The sequence below is a fragment of the Streptomyces sp. NBC_01515 genome (genome assembly GCF_045040345.1).
Classification (GTDB): domain Bacteria; phylum Actinomycetota; class Actinomycetes; order Streptomycetales; family Streptomycetaceae; genus Streptomyces.
In genome coordinates this window covers 393,295-415,070 of the sequence record NZ_CP109416.1, presented here as the reverse complement: position 1 = coordinate 415,070, position 21,776 = coordinate 393,295, and the positions used below count along the sequence as shown (strand labels likewise).

The 21,776-nt window shown below is 69.8% G+C and carries 16 protein-coding genes and 2 pseudogenes; 7 read left to right on the top strand and 11 right to left on the bottom strand.

Annotation, left to right across the window (positions count from 1 at the left end):
• Window positions 1-66: 66 nt before the first annotated feature.
• Window positions 67-1,263, bottom strand: a complete 1,197-nt coding sequence (locus tag OG407_RS01525) for a glycoside hydrolase family 75 protein (protein ID WP_405854200.1) — start codon at window positions 1,261-1,263, stop codon at window positions 67-69.
• A gap of 678 nt (window positions 1,264-1,941) precedes the next feature.
• Here OG407_RS01525 and OG407_RS01520 point away from each other — a divergent pair.
• The gene (locus OG407_RS01520) at window positions 1,942-3,306 is read left to right on the top strand and encodes a CBM35 domain-containing protein (protein WP_405854198.1); all 1,365 of its coding nucleotides are present in this window, start codon (window positions 1,942-1,944) and stop codon (window positions 3,304-3,306) included.
• 111 nt (window positions 3,307-3,417) lie between these two features.
• On the opposite strand, the gene OG407_RS01515 is transcribed toward OG407_RS01520, so the two are convergent.
• From OG407_RS01515 to OG407_RS01500, 4 genes are all read right to left on the bottom strand, one after another.
• The gene (locus OG407_RS01515) at window positions 3,418-4,275 is read right to left on the bottom strand and encodes a dioxygenase (RefSeq protein ID WP_405854196.1); all 858 of its coding nucleotides are present in this window, start codon (window positions 4,273-4,275) and stop codon (window positions 3,418-3,420) included.
• 54 nt (window positions 4,276-4,329) lie between these two features.
• The gene (locus OG407_RS01510; protein ID WP_405854194.1) at window positions 4,330-5,172 is read right to left on the bottom strand and encodes a citryl-CoA lyase; all 843 of its coding nucleotides are present in this window, start codon (window positions 5,170-5,172) and stop codon (window positions 4,330-4,332) included.
• On the bottom strand, window positions 5,165-6,355 hold the full coding sequence (locus tag OG407_RS01505; protein WP_405854192.1) for a CaiB/BaiF CoA transferase family protein: 1,191 nt from the start codon (window positions 6,353-6,355) through the stop codon (window positions 5,165-5,167). Before OG407_RS01505 ends, OG407_RS01510 begins: the two co-directional genes overlap by 8 nt.
• Before the next feature lie 72 nt (window positions 6,356-6,427).
• Window positions 6,428-7,246: an IclR family transcriptional regulator C-terminal domain-containing protein gene (locus OG407_RS01500; protein WP_403605978.1), complete on the bottom strand. Its 819-nt coding sequence runs from the start codon at window positions 7,244-7,246 to the stop codon at window positions 6,428-6,430.
• A gap of 272 nt (window positions 7,247-7,518) precedes the next feature.
• Between OG407_RS01500 and OG407_RS01495 the strand changes: the two genes are divergently transcribed.
• Complete coding sequence (locus OG407_RS01495) at window positions 7,519-8,967, top strand: amidohydrolase family protein (RefSeq protein WP_405854190.1); 1,449 nt, start codon at window positions 7,519-7,521, stop codon at window positions 8,965-8,967.
• A gap of 96 nt (window positions 8,968-9,063) precedes the next feature.
• Window positions 9,064-10,200, top strand: a complete 1,137-nt coding sequence (locus OG407_RS01490; RefSeq protein ID WP_405854188.1) for a serine hydrolase domain-containing protein — start codon at window positions 9,064-9,066, stop codon at window positions 10,198-10,200.
• Between the two features lie 314 nt (window positions 10,201-10,514).
• Here OG407_RS01490 and OG407_RS01485 read toward each other — a convergent pair whose 3' ends face one another.
• Complete coding sequence (locus OG407_RS01485; protein ID WP_405854186.1) at window positions 10,515-12,095, bottom strand: hypothetical protein; 1,581 nt, start codon at window positions 12,093-12,095, stop codon at window positions 10,515-10,517.
• A gap of 356 nt (window positions 12,096-12,451) precedes the next feature.
• Window positions 12,452-13,348, bottom strand: coding sequence for an IS982 family transposase (locus OG407_RS01480; RefSeq protein WP_405854185.1), 897 nt, complete (start codon window positions 13,346-13,348; stop codon window positions 12,452-12,454).
• Window positions 13,349-13,867: 519 nt separating this feature from the next.
• Here OG407_RS01480 and OG407_RS01475 point away from each other — a divergent pair.
• The 3 genes from OG407_RS01475 (at window position 13,868) to OG407_RS01465 (ending at window position 16,838) form a co-directional block, all read left to right on the top strand.
• Window positions 13,868-15,277 (top strand): diacylglycerol/lipid kinase family protein, encoded by a 1,410-nt coding sequence (locus OG407_RS01475; RefSeq protein WP_405854183.1) that lies wholly within the window; start codon window positions 13,868-13,870, stop codon window positions 15,275-15,277.
• Window positions 15,270-15,896 (top strand): phosphatase PAP2 family protein, encoded by a 627-nt coding sequence (locus tag OG407_RS01470; protein WP_405854181.1) that lies wholly within the window; start codon window positions 15,270-15,272, stop codon window positions 15,894-15,896. Before OG407_RS01475 ends, OG407_RS01470 begins: the two co-directional genes overlap by 8 nt.
• A 147-nt stretch (window positions 15,897-16,043) precedes the next feature.
• Complete coding sequence (locus OG407_RS01465; RefSeq protein WP_405854179.1) at window positions 16,044-16,838, top strand: transglutaminase domain-containing protein; 795 nt, start codon at window positions 16,044-16,046, stop codon at window positions 16,836-16,838.
• Window positions 16,839-16,914: 76 nt separating this feature from the next.
• Here OG407_RS01465 and OG407_RS01460 read toward each other — a convergent pair.
• Window positions 16,915-17,040: pseudogene (locus tag OG407_RS01460) on the bottom strand (glycosyl transferase); the annotation flags it as partial.
• An 89-nt stretch (window positions 17,041-17,129) separates the two neighbouring features.
• Window positions 17,130-17,444, bottom strand: a pseudogene (locus tag OG407_RS01455) (antibiotic acetyltransferase); the annotation flags it as partial.
• A gap of 460 nt (window positions 17,445-17,904) precedes the next feature.
• Here OG407_RS01455 and OG407_RS01450 point away from each other — a divergent pair.
• Complete coding sequence (locus OG407_RS01450; RefSeq protein WP_405854177.1) at window positions 17,905-18,729, top strand: SDR family oxidoreductase; 825 nt, start codon at window positions 17,905-17,907, stop codon at window positions 18,727-18,729.
• Window positions 18,730-19,222: 493 nt separating this feature from the next.
• Here the strand turns inward: OG407_RS01450 and OG407_RS01445 are convergent, their stop codons facing one another.
• Complete coding sequence (locus OG407_RS01445) at window positions 19,223-20,158, bottom strand: NADP-dependent oxidoreductase (protein WP_405854175.1); 936 nt, start codon at window positions 20,156-20,158, stop codon at window positions 19,223-19,225.
• A 24-nt stretch (window positions 20,159-20,182) separates the two neighbouring features.
• Window positions 20,183-21,769 (bottom strand): Na+/H+ antiporter, encoded by a 1,587-nt coding sequence (locus OG407_RS01440; protein WP_405854173.1) that lies wholly within the window; start codon window positions 21,767-21,769, stop codon window positions 20,183-20,185.
• Window positions 21,770-21,776: the final 7 nt, after the last annotated feature.

Genomic DNA, 21,776 nt, shown 5'->3' with positions numbered 1-21,776 from the left:
GTGTGGTGCCCTGTCGTGGCCGGTGGTCTGGTCACCGGTCACCGGTCACGACAGGGAGACCGGGTCTCAGACGATGATGCGGTCGAGGTTGGGTGCTCCGGCGGTGGGGTTGGAGAACTGGATGGTGTTGTTGCCTGCCTTGAGCTGGACGGTGACGTCCTTGGTGACGACGGTGTTGTAGTCGGGGGTTTCGGGGAAGCTGACGGTCTGCTTGACGCCGTTGACCGTGACGACCGCGGTGCGGGCCTGGCCGACGCTCATGAACGAGACGCTCATGGTGTAACTGCCTGCCGCCGGCTCGGAGACGTTGTTGAAGGTGGCTGTGCCGCCGTTGCCCAGGTAGCTGAGCTTCTGCCCGCCCGAGCAGTGCGCGCAGCTCGTGACGGTGGTGCCGCCGGCCAGGGCCGCCGCCTCTGCCTCGTACGACACGTTCCCGCCACCCGGCGGAGGCGACGTGGGCGGCGGACTCGTCGGAGGAGTCGTACCACCGTTCATGCTCGCCCCGAGGCTGTCCAGGGCCGTCTGGACCAGGGCCTGGGCGTTGGTGTTGAGGTTGGTGTTGGTGCCGTTGACGACCCACTTCGAACCGGAGAACATCACCACGGTCACGCCGTTGTCGACACCGCCGGTGGTTCCGCTGCTGGGTATGCCGAGCAGCTGGGCCGCCTTCACGGACGCCTCGCCCAGTTCGCGGGAGTCGTTGTCCGAGGTGGTCTGGCTGTTCGCGGTCTGGGTGTCGCCGAAGATCGAACCGATGACCTTGCCGTTGTAGAACATCAGCGCGAACTGTCGGCCCGACATGCCGCGCTCTTTGTAGTAGAAGTGCGGGCAGGGGGTCTTGCGGTCCCAGCAGTCGTCACCCAGCACGTAGAACGGCACGTGATGTGCGCCCAGGGCCTGGCCGTTGCTGTCTTCCCAGGTCGTCTCGCCCTGGTGGTCGGGGTCGGGATCGGAGTCGCTGCCGTCGGTGTCGATGGCCATGCCGGAGGTGTAGGAGTACACGCCCGGGGCGACCTGGTACACGTTCACGTTCTGAGCCCGCGTCATGGTGTTGATGTGGGGCTTGGAGTTGACCTGGTTCGCGGCCGTCGAGTTCTGCTGGACGCCCGCCAGGACCTGGGCGGCGGTGTACGAGGTGGCGGCCGGGGCCGCCTCGACTGCTGTGGGGGTCGTCGCGGCGTCGGCGTTGCCGACGGCGAACGGGGCGGCGAGCGCGATGGCTGAGGCGGCTGCCACAGCGAGGCGCGTACGGATCGATGACATGGCGGTGTAGGGCCTCCATCGTTCGTTAGTAATGTTTCCTAACAGACGGAAGCAGTCGTGACCGCAGTCACACAATCGTCTCGTTAAGTAGCTTTACTAAGTCCATACCTCCAAGGAAGCGCCCGGCTCGCCGTCCTGACGGCATGTCAATCTTTAAATGTGCAGGTCAAGTAATGCTTGCGATCCCGCCGACGACGGCTATCGGGGCAGGCGCGTGCGCGGCGGGTGCGGCGGGCGCTGCCCCGGTCTCGATCCCGACGTCGGCGGTCGGGCCAAGTGGCTCCCGGGGAAGGCTGCTTGTCTGCCTCCGGCCACCTCGGCGCGTCCCTGACGGAACAGTTCTGCACGGAACGACTCTGTTAGGAAACTTTCCATTCCATTGTCTTGACGGGTCCCACCACGGAGAGATTGACTGCGGGCGCCGCCGACGCAACGTCACCACATCCCCCACACCACCGCTTGCGTACGCATCACCTCGACACGGCTCATGGCACTCGAACTGCGCTTGAAATCCCGGCAGTTGCTGTCGAGCGTCGGATCCCGCAGCTGCTCCCGCGCCGGCGCCCCGCTTCGCGCTGCTCTCCCAAAACACCTGCATGTCACAGCTCTGGTCCTCGGCCGGGACCAGGAGCCGGCTTCTCGGGCATGCCCTGTCTCGATCCCAACTGGAGGACATACGTGACATGGTCACGACTCACCAAGGGGCTTGTTGTTTCCGCACTGCCGATAGCAGTGGTGGCGGTGAGCATCAACGCGACCGCCAGCGCCAGTCCTCAGGCGGCGAACGCGTTCCCGGCCCACTACGCCGCGCCCTACCTTGAGCTCTCCAGCGGCACCGCCGGTGACATGGCAGCCGACATGAGAGCCACCGGGCTCAAGAACTACACCCTGGCCTTCCTCATCCCCAAGTCCGGCTGTACTCCGCAGTGGGAGGCCGGCAACAGCGCACTGGGCGCCTTCACCTCACAGGTCGGCACCCTCAAGGCGGCCGGCGGCAACGTCATCATCTCCTTCGGCGGCGCGGAAGGCGGAGAACTGGCGCAGACCTGCACGTCCGTCTCGGCACTCACCGCCGCCTACGCCAGCGTGGTCAATACGTACGGCATCACTCGCCTCGACTTCGACATCGAAGGCGACACCCTGGGCAACACCGCGGCCAACACCCGGCGCAACCAGGCCCTCGCCGCCCTCCAGGCCCAGAACCCCAATGTCGAAGTCGACTACACCCTCGCCGTCGACCCGTCCGGCCTGGAGTCCGACACCCTCAACCTGCTCAAGGACGCCAAGAGCAAGGGCGTCAAGGTCAATCTGGTCAACATCATGACCATGGACTTCGGCGACGGCGAGAACGCCCTCAACGACGCGCTGTCCGCGGCCAAGGGCACGGCTGCACAACTCGCGAGCCTCTACGGCATCTCGACCGCCCAGGCCTACGGACGCATGGGCCTGACCCCGATCGCCGGCCAGAACGACGACGACGAGAACTTCACCCAGGCCAACGCCACCACACTGGAATCCTTCGCCGCCACCAACGGCGTCCAGGAGCTGTCCTTCTGGGAAGTCGACGGCTACGACAAAGGGACCGGGTACGCCTACTCCCGGATCTTCAACAAGATCACCGGTGGTACGACTCCTCCGACGAGTCCGCCGCCCACCTCGCCTCCGCCGGGTGGCGGGAACGTGTCGTACGAGGCCGAGGCGGCCACCCTGGCCGGCGGCACCACCGTCACGAGCTGCGCGCACTGCTCGGGCGGGCAGAAGCTCAGCTACCTGGGCAACGGCGGCACAGCCACCTTCAGCAACGTCTCCGAGCCGGCGGCAGGCAGTTACACCATGAGCGTCTCGTTCATGAGCGTCGGCCAGGCCCGCACCGCGGTCGTCACGGTCAACGGCGTCAAGCAGACCGTCAGCTTCCCCGAAACACCCGACTACAACACCGTCGTCACCAAGGACGTCACCGTCCAGCTCAAGGCAGGCAACAACACCATCCAGTTCTCCAACCCCACCGCCGGAGCACCCAACCTCGACCGCATCATCGTCTGAGACCCGGCCCACCCCCCTGTCGTGACCGGTGACCGACAGACCAGACCACCGGTCACGACAGGGCACCACACAAACCCGCATAGTGCTGCGGTCGCGCCCTCCGCCCGGCCGTCAGCGGGACTGCAGGACGAAGTCGTACTCGGCGTGCAGGTACGGGACTTCGAGGGTGCTGCCGTCGGGCGCGGTGCCGGGCGGTCGCTCGGGGAACGGGATGATCAGCGCGTCCTTGGTGCCGAAGACGACGTCGGAGTCGAGATAGTCGCTGTCCGCCTGGAACAGATGGGTGATCAGTTTCCGGTAGCCCGGCTCGTCGACCAGGAAGTGGACGTGTGCCGGCCGGAAGTGGCTGATGTCCGTCCGGCGCATCAGGTCGCCGACGGGGCCGTCCATGGGGATGGCGTAGCCGCGCGGCGCGATGGTGCGGATGCAGTAGGTGCCGTCCTCACGGGTGCGGTACTTGGCCCGCAGGCGTGCCTCGTCGATCTCGGGGAGCTGGGCCTCGTAGGCGCCTTCCGCGTCGGCCTGCCATACATCGAGCACGGCGTCCGCGAGCGGTTTGCCCTCGGTGTCGGTCACCCTGCCGGTGAAGAACAGGGGTGTGCCCGGGATGCCGTCCGACATGTCGAAGCCGTGGGGCGCGGTCGGCGAGCCGTCGATGTGGAAGGGGCCGAGCACCGTGGCCGGGGTCGCCTGAGGCGTGAACTCGTTGTTCAACTGGACGACCAGCGTGCTCAGTCCGAGCACGTCGGAGGTGAGGATCAGTTCCTGGCGCTTGTCGTCACTGATCCCGCCGGCCGCGGTCAGCCACTCGATCGCGGCCATCCACTCGTCCTCCGTGAGCCGCACCTCACGTGAGAAGGCGTGCAGATGGCGGACCAGCGCGGTCATCAGCTCGCCCAGCCGCGGGGAGTGAGCGGTGGCCCACCGTTCGACGGCCAGCTCGGTGATGTTGTCCTCGTCGACGAACACGGTTGCGGCTCCTTGGTCTGCGTGCGCGTGGATGGTGGGTCGGCGGGCGAGGGGTCAGTCCCCGCGCCGGTCCTTCGTGAGCGGGTCCGGGGTGTACGGCTCGGGCGGCACCGGGGTGTTGTTGAGGTCGACGGACAGGAAGACGTCCTGTGCGACGGGATGGCGCAGTTCCTCGGCGAGTTGGCCGATCAGACCCGCGGTGCGGGCCAACAGGGCGAAGCCGCGAAGCAGTTGGAGGGGGAGGCCGAGGTCCGCGAGGGCGGCGCCGCACACCCCCGCTCCGTTCAGGGGGAGCGTCCGGTGCAGCACCTTCGGGTGCACCCGGCCGATGGCGGCGAACAGGCTCAGGTGCGGGCCGAAGACGTTCTCCTCCTGAGCGATCCGCATCAGCCTCGGCGTACGGGGGTCGCCCTCCTTGTGCACGTGGTGACCCAGCCCGGGGACGAACTCCCCGGCCGCGCGCCGCCGTTCGACCGTGCGCAGCGCGACCGCGTCCCAGCCGGCCTCGTCGGTGGGCAGGTCTCCGTCGAGGGACTCCAGTACGTCGTGCAGGAAGCGGCCGGTGTCCTCGGTGACGCCGAGGAAGCGCGAGCCGCCGCCGAGGAGTCCGGCGGCGAGCGCGCCCTGGACCGAGTCCGGAGCGGAGAGGTAGGTCAGGCGGGTGACGATGGCCGTGGGGGTGAAGCCGTGGTCGGCGAGTGCCGCGAGCACGGCCTCGAAGACACGGGTCTCGCCGGGGGTGGGCCGCCGCTGGGTGGCGAGCCAGAACGCGAGTTCACCGAAGCCGACCGAGCCCATGATGTCCTCGGCCAGGTCGTGCCCGAGCAGGGTGATGGTCCGCAGGTCGGAGGCGCCGAGGGCCGTGGGGTAGGCGGGGCGCGGTGTCGGCTCAGACATGGTCGGCCTCCTCGGGTCCGGACAGCCAGGTGCGCAACTCCGCGCCGTGTTCGTCGAGTTCGGGCGGCGGCAGCCGGTAGGAGGCGGGGGTGGCCGAGAAGCGGATGGGATGCCGGGTGGTGGGCACCGCGCGGTTTCCCTCGCCCACGGTGACGACCGGGTCGAGTCCGAAGCGGTCGGCCATGGCGAAGCCGCCGTCGATGGTGTTGATCGGTCCGCTTGGTACACCGGCCTCCACCAGTGCCTCGAACCATTCGGTGGCGCCGCGCGTCTTCAGCCTCGCGGCCAGCAACGGCCGCAGCAGGTCGCGGTGGGCGGTGCGGTCGGCGTTGCGCGCGAACCGCGGGTCGTCGGCCACCTCGGGTATGCCGAGGACCTCGCACAGCTTGCGGAACTGGCCGTCGTTGGCGGCCGTCACGATGAGGTCGTTGTCGGCGGTGGGCAGCGGTTCGTAGGGGAAGACGCTGGGGTGGGCGTTGCCCATGCGGTAGGGCACGGTGCCGCCGGCGACGTAGGCCGAGCTGTGGTTGACCAGTCCGGTCAGGGCCGAGGACAGCAGGTTCACCTCGACGAGCTGGCCCGTCCCCGTGGCGTCCCGGTGGCGCAGTGCGGCGAGGATGCCGATCGTGGCGTGGTTGCCGGCCATCACGTCGAACACGGAGATCCCGGCCCGGTAGGGCGGCCCGTCGGGGTCGCCCGTCAGGCTCATGAGCCCCGAGATGGCCTGCACCATGAGGTCGTAGCCGGGGACGTGCCGGCCGGGTCCGGTGCCGAAGCCGGTGATCGACGTGTAGACCAGACCGGGGTTGTCCCGCCGGACCGAGTCGAAGTCCAGTCCGTACTTCGCCATGCCGCCGGGCTTGAGGTTCTCGATCAGGACGTCCGCCCGCCGCGCGAGGTTCCGGGCTACCTCGGCGTCCTCCTCGTTGCGCAGGTCGAGGGCGATCGAACGCTTCCCCCGGTTGATCCCGAGGTAGTAGGTCGAGACCTCGTCGCGTGTCGGCGGCACCCAGGCGCGGGTGTCGTCGCCGCCCGGTCCCTCGACCTTGACGACGTCGGCCCCCAGGTCGGCGAGCAGCATCGTGGCGTACGGCCCGGCAAGGATCCGTGAGAAGTCCGCGACCAGCACCCCGGAGAGCGGGCCCGCGGTGCCCGGCGGAGTGGGCTTGGCGCTCTGCGACATGAACCTTGCCTTTCTGTCCGTACACCGGACAGTCGTCCGGACAGTGATTCTCTGTCCGGGACGACGGAGGCGTCAAGACACGATCGCGCCGGACGGCAGGACCGCGTGGGGTGCGGACTCCAGCCGGGCGAAGTCCAGGCTGATCTCGCCGGCGGCCTGGAGGAGGAGCGGCAGGTGGTCGTCGAGCAGGACCTCCATCGAGGTCTCGGCGGCGTGCGCGTTCACGTTCACGCTCGCGACGACGCGGCCCGAGCCGTCCCGCAGCGGAGCCGCCACCGAACGGATGCCCCTGGCCAGTTGCTCGTCGGTCACCGCCCAGCCCCGCGCGCGCACCTCCCGCAGCTCCGCCTCCCATTCGGCCCGGGCGGGGTGCCACACCGACTCCAGGCCCGAGCGGCTGGGCTCGGCGAGGACCCGGGCCGCCTCGTCGGGCGGCAGCGCGGCCAGCAGGACCTTGCCCAGGGAGGTGGGCAGTGCGGGGAAGCGGGTGCCGATCTGCACGGCGAGGGTCACGATCTTGGGCACGGAGACCCGGGCTACGTAGACGATGTCCGAGCCGTCGAGCTGGGCGATCGAGCAGGACTCGTTCGTGCGCTCCACCAGCCACTCCAGGTGCGGGCGGGCCACGTCCCACAGTCCCGTCGAGCGGACGTAGGCGACGCCGAGGTCCAGGACACGCGGGGTCAGCACGAAACCGCCGGCCTGCTGGCGTACGTAGCCCAGCTCGGTCAGGGTGAGCAGGATCCGGCGTGCGGTCGGCCTGGCCAGCCCTGTCGTGGTCGCCACGTCGGACAGCGACATCACCGGCTGCCGGGGCCGGAAGGCGGTGATGACCTCCAGGCCCCGGGCCAGCGCCTCGATGAAATCGGGTCCGGTTCCTTCGCGCGGCATGGTGGCTCCTTCTGGTCGCCGTCGGCTTCGCTCACGCATGTCCGCCCTACGGACACGCGCCGAGGGCACTCTACGCAGCAGAACAGGCCCCCGTCGCGATGGCTCGGACGCGGCGACTCCGAGCCGACCGCAGAGCGGACGGCTGGGGACATTGCCGGGCGGAATCCGGAAACCGCGGAGTATTGACACCGGACAGCACCCTGACGACGATCGGTCACCAACCGATAGCCGTCATGCGGACAGTCGTCCGGTGTCGAGTGGGAGATTCAGTGATGAGCCAGTCCACCCCGTTCCAGCCGGGGCGACCCGTCGTCCTGCGCGGCGGCACCGTCCTGCCCATGGACCGCGCACGGCGGGTGCTGAGCGACACCGACGTGCTCGTGACGGGCGACCGGATCACCGCGGTCGGCCCGCGGCTCGCCGTACCGGAGGGGACCGCTGAGATCGACGCGTCCGACGGCATCGTGATGCCCGGCATGATCGACACGCACCGGCACATGTGGCAGACGGCGATGCGCGGCTACGGCGCCGACTGGACCCTGACCCAGTACTTCGTCTGGTACTACCTCGAACACGGCACCGCCTTCCGGCCCGAGGACGTGCACGCCGGGAACCTCCTGGCCGCCGTCGAGGCGCTGGACGCCGGGGTGACCACCGTCGTCGACTGGTCGCACGGACTGCAGACGGTCGACCACGCGGACGCGGCGGTGGACGCGCTGCGGGCCGTGCCCGGCCGGTTCGTCCTCGCCTACGGCAACATCCAGCAGGCCCCGGCGGAATGGACCGCGGCGCCGCAGTTCCGGGACTTCGTGCGCCGCCGTATCACCGGCGACGACATGCTCGGCTTCCAGATCGCCTTCGACGTCACCGGCGATCCGGCCTTCCCCGAGAAGCCCGCCTTCGAGGTCGCCCGCGACCTGGGCGTCGCCGTCACCACCCACGCCGGAGTCTGGGGCGCCACCAACGACGACGGCATCCGGCTCATGCACGAGCACGGATTCATGACCCCCGAGACGGTCTACGTCCACGCCTCTACCCTGTCGGCCGACTCCTACCACCGCATCGCGGCCACGGGCGGCTCGGTCTCGGTGTCCACGGAGAGCGAGCAGAGCGCCGGCCAGGGCTACCCGACGACCTGGGCGGTCCGCTCCCACGACATCCCCGTCTCCCTGTCGATGGACACGAGCGTGTGGTGGAGCGGAGACCTGTTCTCCGCCATGCGCACCACCCTCGGCGCCGACCGCGCCCGCGAGCACCTGGAGGCCCACGCCCAGGGCGAGACCGTCACCCACTGCGCGCTGCGCGCCGACCAGGTGGTGGAGTGGGCAACACGCGGCGGTGCCAGGGCACTTGGCCGTGAACACGACCTGGGCAGCATCGAGGAGGGCAAGAAGGCCGACCTCGTCCTGTTGAAGAACGACCGCTCGCCGGTCTCCTTCCCGCTGCTCAACCCGTACGGCCATGTGGCCTTCCAGGCCCAGCGGGGCGACGTGCACACCGTCATCGTCGACGGCCGGGTGGTCAAGTACGAGCACCGTCTGCTCGACACCGACCTGGCGGCGGTGCGGCGCACCGTCGAGCGGACCGTGGACCATCTGCGGTCGACGATGGGCGAGGAAGCCTGGGCGAAGGGCATGAACCCGGACGTCCCCGAAGCCAAGGTCCTCGACAACCCCTACACGTACACCGACTACCGCAGCACCTCGACCCACGGCCGCTGAGGAGGCGTGAGGGTCTGCGCCGATGAGTTCCGGGCCGGCGGAAGGTCCTAGAGACGTATCCGCCGTCGTCGGCCATGACACGAGGGGCAGAACCTGATGAGCGATCTGACCGCACTGCTGGAGAAGTACGTCGCCGAGGGAGCCTTCCCCGGAGCGGTCGCCCTGGTGGACCGCTCCGGGGAGGTGGAGGTCGCGGCCGTGGGATCGACGGAGCCCGCGGGCTCGGCGCCGATGCGGGCCGACACCCTCTTCCGGCTCTCCTCGGTCACCAAGCCCGTGACCGCCGCCGCGGTACTGGCGCTCGTCGACGACGGCGTGCTCACCCTGGACGCGCCGATCGCGCGCTGGCTGCCGGAACTGGCGTCCCCGAAGGTCGTCCGCACTCCCGCGAGCGAACTGGACGACGTGGTGCCGTCCGTCCGCCCCATCACCGTCGAGGACGTCCTCTCGTCGCGCTCCGGATGGGGCTTCGGGGCCGACTTCAGCGCGCCCGCCCTTCAGCCCCTGTTCGCGGACGTGGCCGTGTACAACGGGGGTCCACGGTCGCCGCTGAACCCGGACGAGTGGGTCGCCGCCCTCGCCGACATCCCCCTGCTGCGACAGCCCGGAGAGGCGTTCCTGTACAACGCCGGCTCCGACCTGCAAGGCGTGCTGGTGGCACGGGCCGCGGGGCGCGCGCTGCCGGAGTTCCTGGCCGAGCGGATCTTCGAGCCGCTCGGGATGAAGGACACGGCTTTCTCCGTACCGGCAGCGGAGCGCGACCGCCTCACCCCCTACTACCTGACGGCCCCCGACGGCACCCACACCTTCGCCGACGCGGCCGACGGCGCCTGGTCCACCCCGCCCGCCTTCGCCTCGGGCGCGGGAGGCCTGGTGTCCACCGTCGCCGACTGGCACACCTTCGGCCGCATGCTGCTGGCCGCCGGCGGCACGGTCCTCTCCCCGGAGTCCATAAGCCTCATGACGACGGATCACCTCACCCCGGACCAGCGCACCGAGGGCGACCTCTTCCTCCAGGGCCAGGGATGGGGCTACGGCGGCTCGGTCGACGTCACCTCCGCGGAGCCGTGGAACACCCCCGGCCGCTATGGATGGGTGGGCGGCACCGGCACCGCCGCGCACATCGACCCGTCGACCGACACGGTCACCGTCCTCTTCACCCCCTGCGGCCTGTCCGGTCCTGCCTTTCCCGCGTGGATGCGCGACTTCTGGACCTACGCCGCGACCGTCTGAGTGTCCCCTCGGGTGGTCCTCGGCCCGTTGCGAAGCGGTGTACACGGCCTGCAGCCCCGGACGGGAGGCGAGCGCGGCAGCGCCGATGCCGGCCGTTGGATGCGGGCGGCAGGGGTTCCGGGGCACCGGAGGCGTCGAGGTTCTGGAGGAACCGCCTCTCCCGGAGCCGGGGGTAGCACCGGGAGAGGCGGCTGTGCGGGTTGCCTTCGAGGGCGTCAACTCCGCGGGTCGGTGAGCCGGTTGCGGCCTGTCTGCCAGCTTCGGCGGCTCCGCGGGCTACCGGCGAAATGCGGGCCGCGAGGTGACGTATCGCCTCATCGGCCGCCCTGCGTCCGCGACCTCCGCGCCACCAGGAACACCAGCGCGCCGCCCGCCATCAGCAGGACGGCGATGCCTGCCCGCAGCAGGACTCCGTCCGCGCCCGTGGCGGCGAGCCCGCCGCCGGTCGTCGTCCCGCTGCTGGTTCCCGCCCCGGAGCCGGACGGGCTCGCGGTGGGCGTGGCCGACGGGGACGCGGAGGCGCTGGGCGAGGGGCTGGACGTCGCCGAGCCGGTGGCCTTCACCGTGATCGCCGTGGTGTCGTTCGCCGCGTCGTCGTCACGATTGGGGTACTCGGGGTTCTCCACCGCCCGCACGCTGCCCCGCGCGTCGGGGACGGCCTTGTCGATCCGCACGGTGAACTCCTGGGTCACCGAGTCGCCCGGCTTGAAGTCCGTGCTGGCGATGTCGCAGGTGTAGCTCTTCGCGCCGGCCTTGCCCGGTGTGCAGTTCCACTGCGGCCCGGGGTCGCCCTGCTCGCCGGGGCCGGGGGCGCCGGTGATGGTGGTGCCGGCGGGCGGGGTCACCACGAACGTGCCGGAGTTGTCGGCGTCCATCCACCGGAAGTCCATCAGGCCCGGCCCGTTGTTCCGCACGCCCACGGTGATGTTCACCGTCTCGCCGACCTTGCCCTCGACCGTGTCACCGAGCGCCTGGTAGTCGGCGTGCTGGGTGGTGGCGAAGGTGCCGTACCCCGAGCCGGTGAATCCGGAGCCGGAGGCGACGGACTTCAGGCCGAGCGGCGCGCCGGTGCCGGTGCCGGGGAAGTCGGACGGGTCGAAGGAGTCGGGCGCGGTGCCGCCGACCGGCCACACGACGTAGGTGTTGTAGCCGTACATCGTGTCCTTGGTGGCGGTGTAGCGCAGCGGCGCGTCCGTCTCGTAGGCCGTGCCAGGCGCGACCGGGGTGTCGAAGCGGCACCAGGCGCCGACGTCGGGCCGGTCCGAGTAGTGGCAGTTGGAGTGGTCACGGGCGAGAGCGACGCCGTCCGAGTCCTGCACCAGCAGCATGACGCCCTTGCCGGCGGGGGCTGTGCCGGTGTCGGCGAAGGCCGGGGTGCGCTCGAAGCCGGCGCCGGGCGCGATGCCCTTCAGCGCCGGGTAGGGCCGGGCGACGAGCTTCGGGCCGCCGACCAGGACGTCCGTCTTCCCCGTCACGGTGGCCGCGTCGGAGGCGGTGGCGGCGTAGGTGATGGCACCGGTGTCGCCCGCCTTGGCGTCCGCGGTGGGCTTCAGGAAGAAGGGGTCGATCGACTCCTTGCCCGACAGCGGGCCCACGTCGCACCTCACCTTCAGGGTGCCGGTGCTCACGCAGTCCCCCGTGACCACCATCGTCGCCTTCCCGGCGAGGGACGACGCGTCGACCGTGACCGAGACGTCATGGGCGTCCCCGCCCGAGGCGGTGATGCCGAGGTCCAGGTTCGGGCCCTCGCCCCCGGTGGGGAGGTAGTAGTTCTCCTGGGTGTCCAGGACGAGCGTCGTTCCGGCGGCGTGGGCGGCCGGGGTCGCCACTGCCATGACGGCGGTCGCGAAGGCGGCGGCAGCCGCTGTCCGCCATGTTCTACGTATCGTCAGCACGCTACGTGGACACGCCAGAACATCGGAAGGTTGCGCCCGAGTGTCCGTCAGCTGACGGACGGGTGCCGCTCCGGGAGCCCCCAGAACACCCGAACCAGCGAGAGCCGACGGCCGGAAGGTCACCGTGAACTGCACGGACCCGCGCGGGATCCCCACCGGCCAGGGTCCGCGGTTCCGCAGGTCACCGAATCCCGAGCCCGACCACACGTGGACCGGCGGGCGAGAGCAGAAACCGACGGATCACGGTTCGCCACGTACGGGAGGCGTAGAGGACGGTGGGGTCGCTGAACTCTGGCTTCATGGCGTCGCCGGGCACGGAGACCTCGGATCCGCTAGATGAGTAGTTCCGATGTGTCTCAGTGGTCGTAGGCGATCAGTGACCTGGTGATGGGTGCGCCGATGGCGCGGTTGTGCCAGATCGCGCAGGTCATCGCCAGGATCCGCTGGGCCACGCGGACGCCGACGCCTTCGATGGTCCGGCCGCCGTGGTGTTCGAGGTCGAGCTGGCCCTTGAGGGTGTCGTTGACCGACTCGATCAGCTGCCGCACGGTCTTGAGCAGGGCTTCTGCGGGGTGTGGGGTGCCGCGGTTGCGGTAGGAGGGCCGCAGCAGCTGGATGCCGCGGGCGGCGAGGAAGCGGTCGAGTTCGGCGGCGGTGTAGCCCTTGTCCGCCAGGATCAGCAGGCCCGGCCGGGCGGCTGCCAGGTGCGGCTCCTCGTCGATCAGGGCGGCCAGCACCTGCCGTTCGTCGATCTTCGGGTCGGCGAGGGCCCAGGTGACGGGCAGTCCGGCCGGGGTGCACACCAGGTGCAGTTTCAGGCCCCAGTAGAAACGGGAGTGGGAGCGGCAGTAGCCGTAGTTGGCCCAGCCGGCCAGGTCCGAGCGGCGCACGGTTTCCCGGGAGCGGGCGCACTCGACGGGCGTGGAGTCCACGACCCACAGCGGGTCCAGCCACAGGTCGGTGTCGGCTGCCAGTGACCGGATGACCCGCTTGACCAGGGGCAGAGCCGCTCGCAGGCGCTTGTTGTACGCGGGCCGCTGCGGCAGGTACGGGAACATTCTGTGCAGGTGAGCGTGCGCGAAGCGCAGCCATCGGGCCTCGCAGTGGAAGCCCAGGACGGCCTGGGCCACCGCCAGGGTCACCAGCTCGGCATCGGTCAGCAGCGGCGGACGCCCACGCCACCGCGGTGTCTTCAAATGGTCATCGACATGCACGTACAGTGCCGTCAAGAGGGTGTCTAAATCGGTCGTCACAACCCGATGTTGGACACCCTCCCTGCGTCCGTGAACCCCACAATCGGAACTACTCGTCTAGCTCCGGCAGGGCGATCCGGCGGGTCCGGTGTCTGACACGGTCGGTGCGAGCTGGCCTGTAGTCTTGATCCACTTTGCGCAGCATGTCGTCGAGGCTCGGTTGAGGAGACGGGGTGGCGGACAGGGACGACGAGGTCGGGAGACGCCGGACTCGCGGTATTGAGAGACACGAGGCCGCAGTTCGAAGGGCTCGACGTTGAGAGCGCGAGGGCCGCACCCCGGATGCGCCGCACGGGAGTCGCGTCGTGGACATCGGCAGCCCGACCGTCGCGAACCAACACGCCCCTGCGATCCGCTTAGTGGTTTGCGCACGAGCCGCCGACCGCGCCCGGTCGAGGACGAGGCGGGGCACACCACGTAGGTTTCATGGACACCGACATGAATCGCCGGTGTGACGGACAGACGAAGCACCCGCTGCGCGATCGCGGCCGTCCACCTCATTCATGACGGGGGATCGATTTGAACGAGACCAGAACGAAGCGTGAGACGGAGCGCCAACGACCCGACAAGGGTCTCGGTTCGGCGCGAGCCCTGGCTCGTCTCGCCCTGCTGTGCATCGCGGGCGCGGTGGCGGCAGTGGTGGCCGGCACCAACCATTGGTTCATCCTGCTGCTGGGCCTGGCAGGCCTCGGACTGGCCGGCGCGGGCCTGTGGTGGGCGCTGGCGCACCGCGGATTCGCCCGGCTTCTCGGTGCACTGCTGGCGATCACCGCACCCGTCGGCGTCCTGGTGCTGTACGCCGTCTCCGGCCTGTGGCTGGTCGCGGTGGTCGCCCTCGCGGCGTGGACGGCCGCGCTCGGCTGCGCGCGGAGTGCCCTACGCCGTCTGCGCAGGCCGCACGGCATGCACACCCGCACGGTACGCCCGCCCCGCCGGGCCGTGCTGATCATGAATCCGAAGTCGGGCGGCGGGAAGGTCGTGCAGTACGGACTGGTGGAGCGGGCCGAGGCACTGGGCGCGCGAGTGATCCTGCTCGACCTCGACACGGATCCGGATCCGGTGGCACTGGCCCGGCAGGCCGTGGCCGAAGGAGCCGACCTGCTCGGTGTGGCCGGCGGCGACGGCACCCAGGCCCTGGTGGCGGGAGTGGCCGCCGAACACGGTCTGCCGTTCATGGTCGTGACGGCCGGCACCCGCAACCACTTCGCCATGGACCTCGGCCTGGACCGGGACGATCCGGTGAGCAGCCTGGACGCGCTCTCGGACGGTGTCGAACTCCGCGTCGACCTCGGGGACATCGCCGGCCGGCCTTTCGTCAACACCGCCTCGTTCGGTACGTACGCGCACATCGTGCAGAACCCCGACTACCGCGACGCCAAAGCGGTCACCGCGCTCGACCAGCTGCCGGACCTGCTGGCGGGCGAGGCGGGCGCCGCACTCAGTGCCCGGACCGACGAAGAGCGGTTGGAGGCCCCGCAGGCGGTACTGGTCAGCAACAACCCCTACGCACGGGCCGACCCGCTGACCGGTGGCCGCAGGGAGCGGCTCGACACGGGCGAGCTCGGCGTGATCGCGGTCCGGGTCGGGGGCGCCGTACAGGCCGCCGAACTGGCGCTGTTGGGGGAGCGGGCCAGCGGCATGACGGTCCTGACGTCCCGCAGCGTCGTCGTGGAGTCCGACGAGGAGACGATCCCGGTGGCGGTGGACGGTGAGGCACTCGTCCTGCCTCCGCCCGTCGTGTGCTCGATACGGCCCGGCGTGCTGCGGGTCCGCGTGCCACGGGAACGTCCCGGGGCACCGTACGTCGCACCGACCGTCGACTGGTACCGCGTCATGCGCCTCGCCTTCGACCTGTCGCCCCAAGCACGCGAGAGCCACGACCGAGCAGCCCCCTCACGCGACAAGAACCAGGAGCAGAGCGATGATTGACCGCCGGACTCGGCAGCGACGAGTACCGCAGGGCCTGTTGCGCGACCTCGCCAGCCTCGACCAGGCCCTCTACGAGGCCGTGACGGTCACCAGCACACCCGCACTGGACCCGGCGCTGCGTCGACTGTCCGCAGCGGCCGATCACTCCAAGATCTCCCTCCTGATCGCCGCCGGCCTTGCCCTGCGCCCCGGCCGCTCCCGCCGCGCTGCGGTGCTCGGTCTGGCAGCGATCGGCGTCGCGTCCACCACGGCCAACCTCCTGGGCAAGCGTCTTGTACGGCGGCCACGCCCGCACCGTGCCGAGGACTCGCCGTTCCCGGGTCGGCACGTCCCCATGCCGGCGTCCGCGTCGTTCCCCTCCGGTCACACGGCGTCCGCCGTCGCCTTCGCCGCGGCGGTCGGGCCCGCGTTCCCGGCCGTCACGGTCCCTCTCGGACTGCTGGCCTGTGCCGTGGGCTACTCGCGCGTTCACACCGGGGTGCACTACCCGGGCGACGTGGTCGCCGGCGCCGTCCTCGGAACGGGCGCGGCCGCGGCCGTCCTGGCGGCGGCCGCACACTGGGACGGCTCGGTCGGTGGTAGAGCGGTGCGCCCGACCTGTGGCTCTTCGGTCCGGTGATCGCCCGTTGTCCGGGCGCTCGGGCGTGCGGACGGCAGGCATCTCCCGATACCCGGATCGCCTCACCTCATAGTTGAACGCGTTCAAAAGTGCTGCCATGATGGGTCTCGCCATCCGGGGAGGATGCTGGGGGAGAGGATCACCGTCATGACGAGCTCACTTCTCATGCCGCGAGGCCGTGTCCGCACACGTGGCGCCGACATGGGAGGAGGTGCGGGCAGCACGGCCCCGACGCGGATTCTCGACTGGTGGCATCCGAACGTCTCGTCCCTGCTGCGCCGTCTCGACCTGCCGACGGACACGGACGACGCCTCGGACGCCTGCCGGACAGCGGTCCTGCAGCAGGCGCACCAACGGATCGCCACGGCCGTGCGGCCGGTGTACTCGGTGCAGGACGAGCGACCCGTCTCGGAGGTGCTGCGCCGGGGACGGGGGTCGTGCAGCCAGCGGCTGGCAGTGCTGGAGGCGGTCGCGCGGGCGACCGGAGTCGCCACGCGCGTGCGCGGCCTGTTGGTCGACGGCAGCTTCTGGTACCCGCGCTTCCCCCGGGCTCATCGGCTGGTCCCGCACCAAGTCGTGCTCGCATGGCCGGAGTTCCACATCGAAGGTCCGCCGCGGAACGGCCGTCCCACCGCACCGTGGCTGACGGTCTCGGAACTCTTCGGAGACCTCGACGAGTTGAACGAAGCCGGCGGCGGCGGCTTCACGAACACCGGCCCGGAGACACTCTTCGAGGCGCTGTCCCGTACGGCGATCGACTGGGACGGTACGACGGTCTGCCCGGCCACCGGTCCCTCGTGCGACCTCTCGGCCTACGTCCGGACCGACCTCGGCCATTTCGACTCACGTGACGAACTCTTCGCCCAGCACGGCCAAAGCCTCTGCCGAACGGCGAGACTGCTGGCCGAACCCGTCATGAGCCGCCGTTCGGCAGGAGCCTGAGGGCTCGCGGCGAATCAACACAGCGGTGCTCGCCGCCAGGAGGCCGTACTGGTCGAGTGGGCGGCGTGATCCTGCTCGGGTCGTCGGCGTAGGTGACCCGGTGCCCGCGGGCCACCAGTTCACGGATGAGCGCGAGGCTGGGCAGGACATGGCTGACGACGGGGACGCCGACCATCGCGATGCGGGCGCGGCGACGGGACATGGGCGATCACTCGTTGTCTTGCGCGGGACGCGTGCGAGGGTGTGGTGAGAAGGCGCTGTCAGGGCTGGTCGAGCTGGTGGGCCCCCTACAGCGGGGTCGCCGCCGACGAGTCCGTGGTCGGGGACATCGCCGTGACCACGGCGCCTACGGCGATGATCGCGCCGTGGCCGATGCGTACACCGGGCATGACCGTGACGCCGTGGCCGAACCACCCGTCGTTGCCGACGACTGTGTCGCCCCGGCCGGGCAGGTCGGTGATGAGGTCGAAGTACTCGGCCCAGGAGTCGCCCGTGGTGGGGGGAAGGGCCGTCCATGCGGTGGTTGGCGCCGTTCGTGAGGAACCGGGTGCCCGTCCCCAGTGCGCAGTACTTGGCGATGACGAGGCGCTCGGGGCCGTAGTCGTAGTCGTAGAGAAAACTCCCGTGCGCTGGGTCTGAGCGACCTTCTCAGGGCGGTAACTCCCAACAAGGTGATCGCGGCGGTGGAACACGATAGGACGTTCGGCGCCGGAACGGCTGTGGCCACCTCTCCCTGAGAAGGGTGGCCAACCGCCGTTGAACGGAGGCCGCCCACCAGCGCCCGTGTCCTGCGTGCCGCGCTGCTGACCCAGATGGGCGCCGAGCGTCCCAAGCGGCGTGAGCTGGAGTCGTCTCATGCTTTCGAGAAGGCCCGTGGGCACCGTGAGCTGCGGGGCAGTCCGCGTGGTAGCGCCGGATGCCCGCTGACTCCGGAGGTTGTCGGGAGCGGTGTAGTTGATTCGCCCCCGGTTGGTGTGGCGTGCGTTGCGAGCTGAGTGTTGTCTGGTGGATGGAACACCGCGATGTACTGACGCTACGGCTGACGAGTTTCTTTGAGGAGCACACCATGACGCAGAAGATCTGGTTCATCACCGGTGCCTCACGCGGCTTCGGCAGGGAGTGGGCCGTCGCCGCCCTCGAACGCGGCGACTCGGTTGCCGCGACCGCGCGTGACCTTTCCACCCTGGAGGACCTTCGCGCGGAGTACGGAGAACGGTTGCTGCCCTTGCGCCTCGACGTGACGGACCGTGACGCCGACTTCGCCGCCGTACGGCAGGCGCACGAGCGGTTCGGGCGCCTCGATGTGGTGGTCAACAATGCTGGTTACGGCCACTTCGGCATGGTCGAGGAACTCACCGAGTCCGAAGCGCGTGCGCAACTGGAGACCAACCTGTTCGGTGCCCTGTGGATCACGCAGGCGGCGCTGCCGTTCCTGCGCGAGCAGGGCAGCGGACACATCCTCCAGGTCTCATCCATCGGAGGCATCAGCGCCTTCCCGCTGGTCGGGATCTACCACGCGTCGAAGTGGGCGCTCGAAGGCATGAGCCAGGCGTTGGCCCAGGAAGTGGCGCCGTTCGGCATCAAGGTCACACTGATCGAGCCCGGTGGGTTCGCCACCGACTGGGCGGGCTCCTCGTCGAGCACCTCCGAGCCGTTGCCCGCGTACGCCGACTTCCACAAGCAAGTGCAGGAGCAGCGCCGCAAGCGCGTCGGCACGCCGGGCGATCCGACCGCGTCCGCCGCTGCCGTGCTGGAGATCGTCGACGCCGACGAGCCGCCGCTGCGCTGCTTCTTCGGCTCGGCTCCGCTGGGCATCGCCAAGGCCGACTACGAGCAGCGTCTCGCGGTGTGGGAGAAGTGGCAGCCCGTGGCAGAACTGGCCCAGGGCTGAGCCGGGCAGGGCGACCCGGCGAACGGAAGGGACAGCCGTGCGCGCAGGCGAGTGCGCGCGATATAGAAGTAGGGGTCGACTGGAGCGAATCCGGTCGGCCCCCCTTCCGGGATGGCACTGTGTGATCAGGAGCGGTGCCTCTGGTCGCCGTCGCACACCTGCTCGTGACAGGTCGGCGACCTCGCGGTGCTGTACGTCAGTCGCCGAGGAGATCTTCTTGAAGTTGTCCACCAGGTGGCTCTGACCTGCAGCGATGCCACTGAACAAGTCTCTGGCCTGGGCTGATCCGTCTTTCTGGGTCTTTCTGGGCGGCGCCCGGTCATGCAGTCGATTCTCCCCAGGCGCTCCCCAGAGCTGCTCGTACTCCCCAGATTCTCCCCAGAGAACGGCTTTGCACGCGGTTGGTTGGGCGCGGTGCGGAAAGCTCCTTCGATTCGTCCGGCGGGCACAAGCAGTCACTGCGCGCAGTTCGCTGCCGTTCTCGATCGGAAGCTCAGAAAGTGAGCACCACTCGCCCTCGGAGGCCGCCTGCCTCCAACAGTCGGTGTGCTTCGGGGGCTTGCTCGGCCGGCAGGGTCCGCGCCACCCGAGGGGTGAGGCTGCCCTTCTCCGCCAGTTCGCGCAGGCGGTCGAGCTTGGCGTACTCGCGGGCGTACTGCGGGACGAAGGTGTTGCGGGTCTCGATGCCGCGTTCAACGCGGACCTGGATGCCGCCGACCGATGTCGCCACTCGGCCTCCGTCGCGTACCGCGCGGATGGCGAGGGCGGCGATGCCCGCGGTGTCGACGAGGCCGTCGACTCCGTCAGGTATCTCCTTGCGCACCAGCTCGGGGAACTCGGTACCGCGAGGCAGGATCACGTCAGCGCCGAGTTCCTTCACCAGTGGCTCGTCCTTCGGTGCCGCGTCGGAGATCACCCGGAACCCGTCCGCCTTGGCCAGTTGGACGGCGTAGCCGCCGACCGCGCCGGCCGCTCCGGTGACCGCCACGGTGGCGCCCGCGGGAAGTTCCAGCAGGTCCAGGGCCATACGGGCCGTCAGCCCGTTCATCGGGAGCGTGGCGGCCTCGATGTCGATTGCGCCCGCCGGGACGCGGACGACCGACTCGGCGGGCACGACGACGTGGTCCGCGTACGCTCCGTGCGTTCCGGAGACGACGACGACGGCCATGACGTGGTCGCCGACGGCGAGATCGGTGTCGACTCCCTTGCCGATCTGCTCGACCACGCCCGCCGCATCCATCCCGGGAACATAGGGCGGCTCGGCGTCGGAGACGAACGCGATTCCCCGGCGCACCAACATGTCGACGGCGTTGACCGTCGCCGCGTGTACACGGATCCGGATCTCGCCCGGCCCGGCCTCGGGGACCGGAAGGTCCAGGACGCGCAGTACGTCGGGTCCGCCGAATGCAGTCAGTCCTATGGCCTTCATGGAAAGTCCTTCCTCAGGGATGAGTCACTCGACTGCCGCGCCTCCCGACAGACGCACCTCTTCGCTGTCGAGGGCGGCCTGCAGGCGGCGCAGTACGGTGTCGTCGATCCGGCGCTCGTCTCGCAGCCGGACGACGGTGGCGCGTTTGTTGGTGATGAGGGCCAGGCGCAGCGCGAGGTAGTCCTGGTGCTGGAGCACCGCGGGGTCGTCGTGGGCGCCTGCGCTCTGGGCTCGGACGGACGCCAGGTGGGCCTCGTACTCCTGTCGCAGCCACTCGACGATCTTCGGTTCCGACCGCAGGTCGGCGGCGAGCCGGGGTAGCGCCTTGATCGCCTCTTCGATGGCGGTGGTCTCGGCGAGGTCGTGTTCTTCGTCGACGGACGTGTCGGGCGGCAGTTTCGCCCAGCGCACCGCCACTGGCAGCAGAAGTCCTTGCACCACCAGGGTCGCGAGGATGACGCCGGAGGTGACGAAGACGATGAAGCTGCGGTCGGGGAACGGCTCGCCCGAGTCGAGGGTCTGCGGCACCGAGAGCACCATGGCGAGCGAGACCGCACCCCGGAATCCGGCCAGCCCGTTGACCACCCGGGTCCGGTGACCGACGCGAAGCATGCGTTGCTGGGGACGGCGGTCGAACGCCCGGACCAGGTAGGTGGAGGCGTAGAGGAACGCGAAGCGCACGGCGACCAACACCACGCAGATGACACCGACCGCGATCAGCGCGTCCTGGAGATCGGCGCGTCCCAGGTCGCGGACGGCGTACTGAAGTTCCACCCCCACCAGGACGAACAGTGCCCCGTTGATGATGAAGGTGGCCAGCGGCCAGAACGCCAGTGCCTGCGTGCGGTGTTCGGCCTGGATGATGCGCGGGGCGACCTGGGACATGATCAGGCCGCTGACGACCACCGCGAGGACGCCGGACGCCTCGACGAGTTCGGCCAGCAGGTATGCGGTGAAGGGTGCCAGGATCATGACCAGGTTGCCCAGCAGAGGATCGGTCAGGCGGCGCCGCAGGTTCATGTTGACCCGTGCGACCGCGACGCCTACGGCCGCCCCGCCCCCGTAGGCGAGCAGGAACAGCCCGCCGACGTGCGGAATGCTCAGGTGCTCCTCGCCGACCGTGATGCCGACGGCCAGACCGTAGACGACCAGCGCGGTGCCGTCGTTGACCAGGCTCTCCGCGCGCAGGATGGTGACCTGACGGCGCGGCAGGGCGCGGGCGAGGACGCCGACCGCCGTCGCGTCCGTGGGCGCCATGGCCGCACCGAGCACCCACGCCGGCCCCCACGGCAGCCCGAGGGCGTGCCCCGTCGCGGCGACGGCCCAGGCGGTGAGGATGACGAGTACGGTGCTCAGCTGCAGGATGCCACGCAGGTTGGTGCGGATTTCCCGCAGGGAGGTGGTCAGGCTCTCCCAGTACAGCAGCACCGGCAGGAAGAGCAACAGCACGACGTCCGGGGGCAGTTGCGCGTTCCGCAAGGCCGGGATGAACCCCAGGAACACACCCGTCACGAGCAGGACTACGGGCGGGGCGATGCCGAGGCGTTGTCCCACGACGTTGCCCACCAGCACGGCCACGCCCAGGACCACGACGAGTTCGAGACCGAGCAAGGTGCTT

Bases quoted from the DNA above. Each gene is read 5' to 3' on its own strand.
- OG407_RS01525 (WP_405854200.1), bottom strand. From the start codon at position 1,263: ATGTCATCGATCCGTACGCGCCTCGCTGTGGCAGCCGCCTCAGCCATC.
- OG407_RS01510 (WP_405854194.1), bottom strand. From the start codon at position 5,172: ATGTCTGAGCCGACACCGCGCCCCGCCTACCCCACGGCCCTCGGCGCC.
- OG407_RS01505 (WP_405854192.1), bottom strand. From the start codon at position 6,355: ATGTCGCAGAGCGCCAAGCCCACTCCGCCGGGCACCGCGGGCCCGCTC.
- OG407_RS01500 (WP_403605978.1), bottom strand. From the start codon at position 7,246: ATGCCGCGCGAAGGAACCGGACCCGATTTCATCGAGGCGCTGGCCCGG.
- OG407_RS01495 (WP_405854190.1), top strand. From the start codon at position 7,519: ATGAGCCAGTCCACCCCGTTCCAGCCGGGGCGACCCGTCGTCCTGCGC.
- OG407_RS01490 (WP_405854188.1), top strand. From the start codon at position 9,064: ATGAGCGATCTGACCGCACTGCTGGAGAAGTACGTCGCCGAGGGAGCC.
- OG407_RS01470 (WP_405854181.1), top strand. From the start codon at position 15,270: ATGATTGACCGCCGGACTCGGCAGCGACGAGTACCGCAGGGCCTGTTG.
- OG407_RS01465 (WP_405854179.1), top strand. From the start codon at position 16,044: ATGACGAGCTCACTTCTCATGCCGCGAGGCCGTGTCCGCACACGTGGC.
- OG407_RS01450 (WP_405854177.1), top strand. From the start codon at position 17,905: ATGACGCAGAAGATCTGGTTCATCACCGGTGCCTCACGCGGCTTCGGC.
- OG407_RS01445 (WP_405854175.1), bottom strand. From the start codon at position 20,158: ATGAAGGCCATAGGACTGACTGCATTCGGCGGACCCGACGTACTGCGC.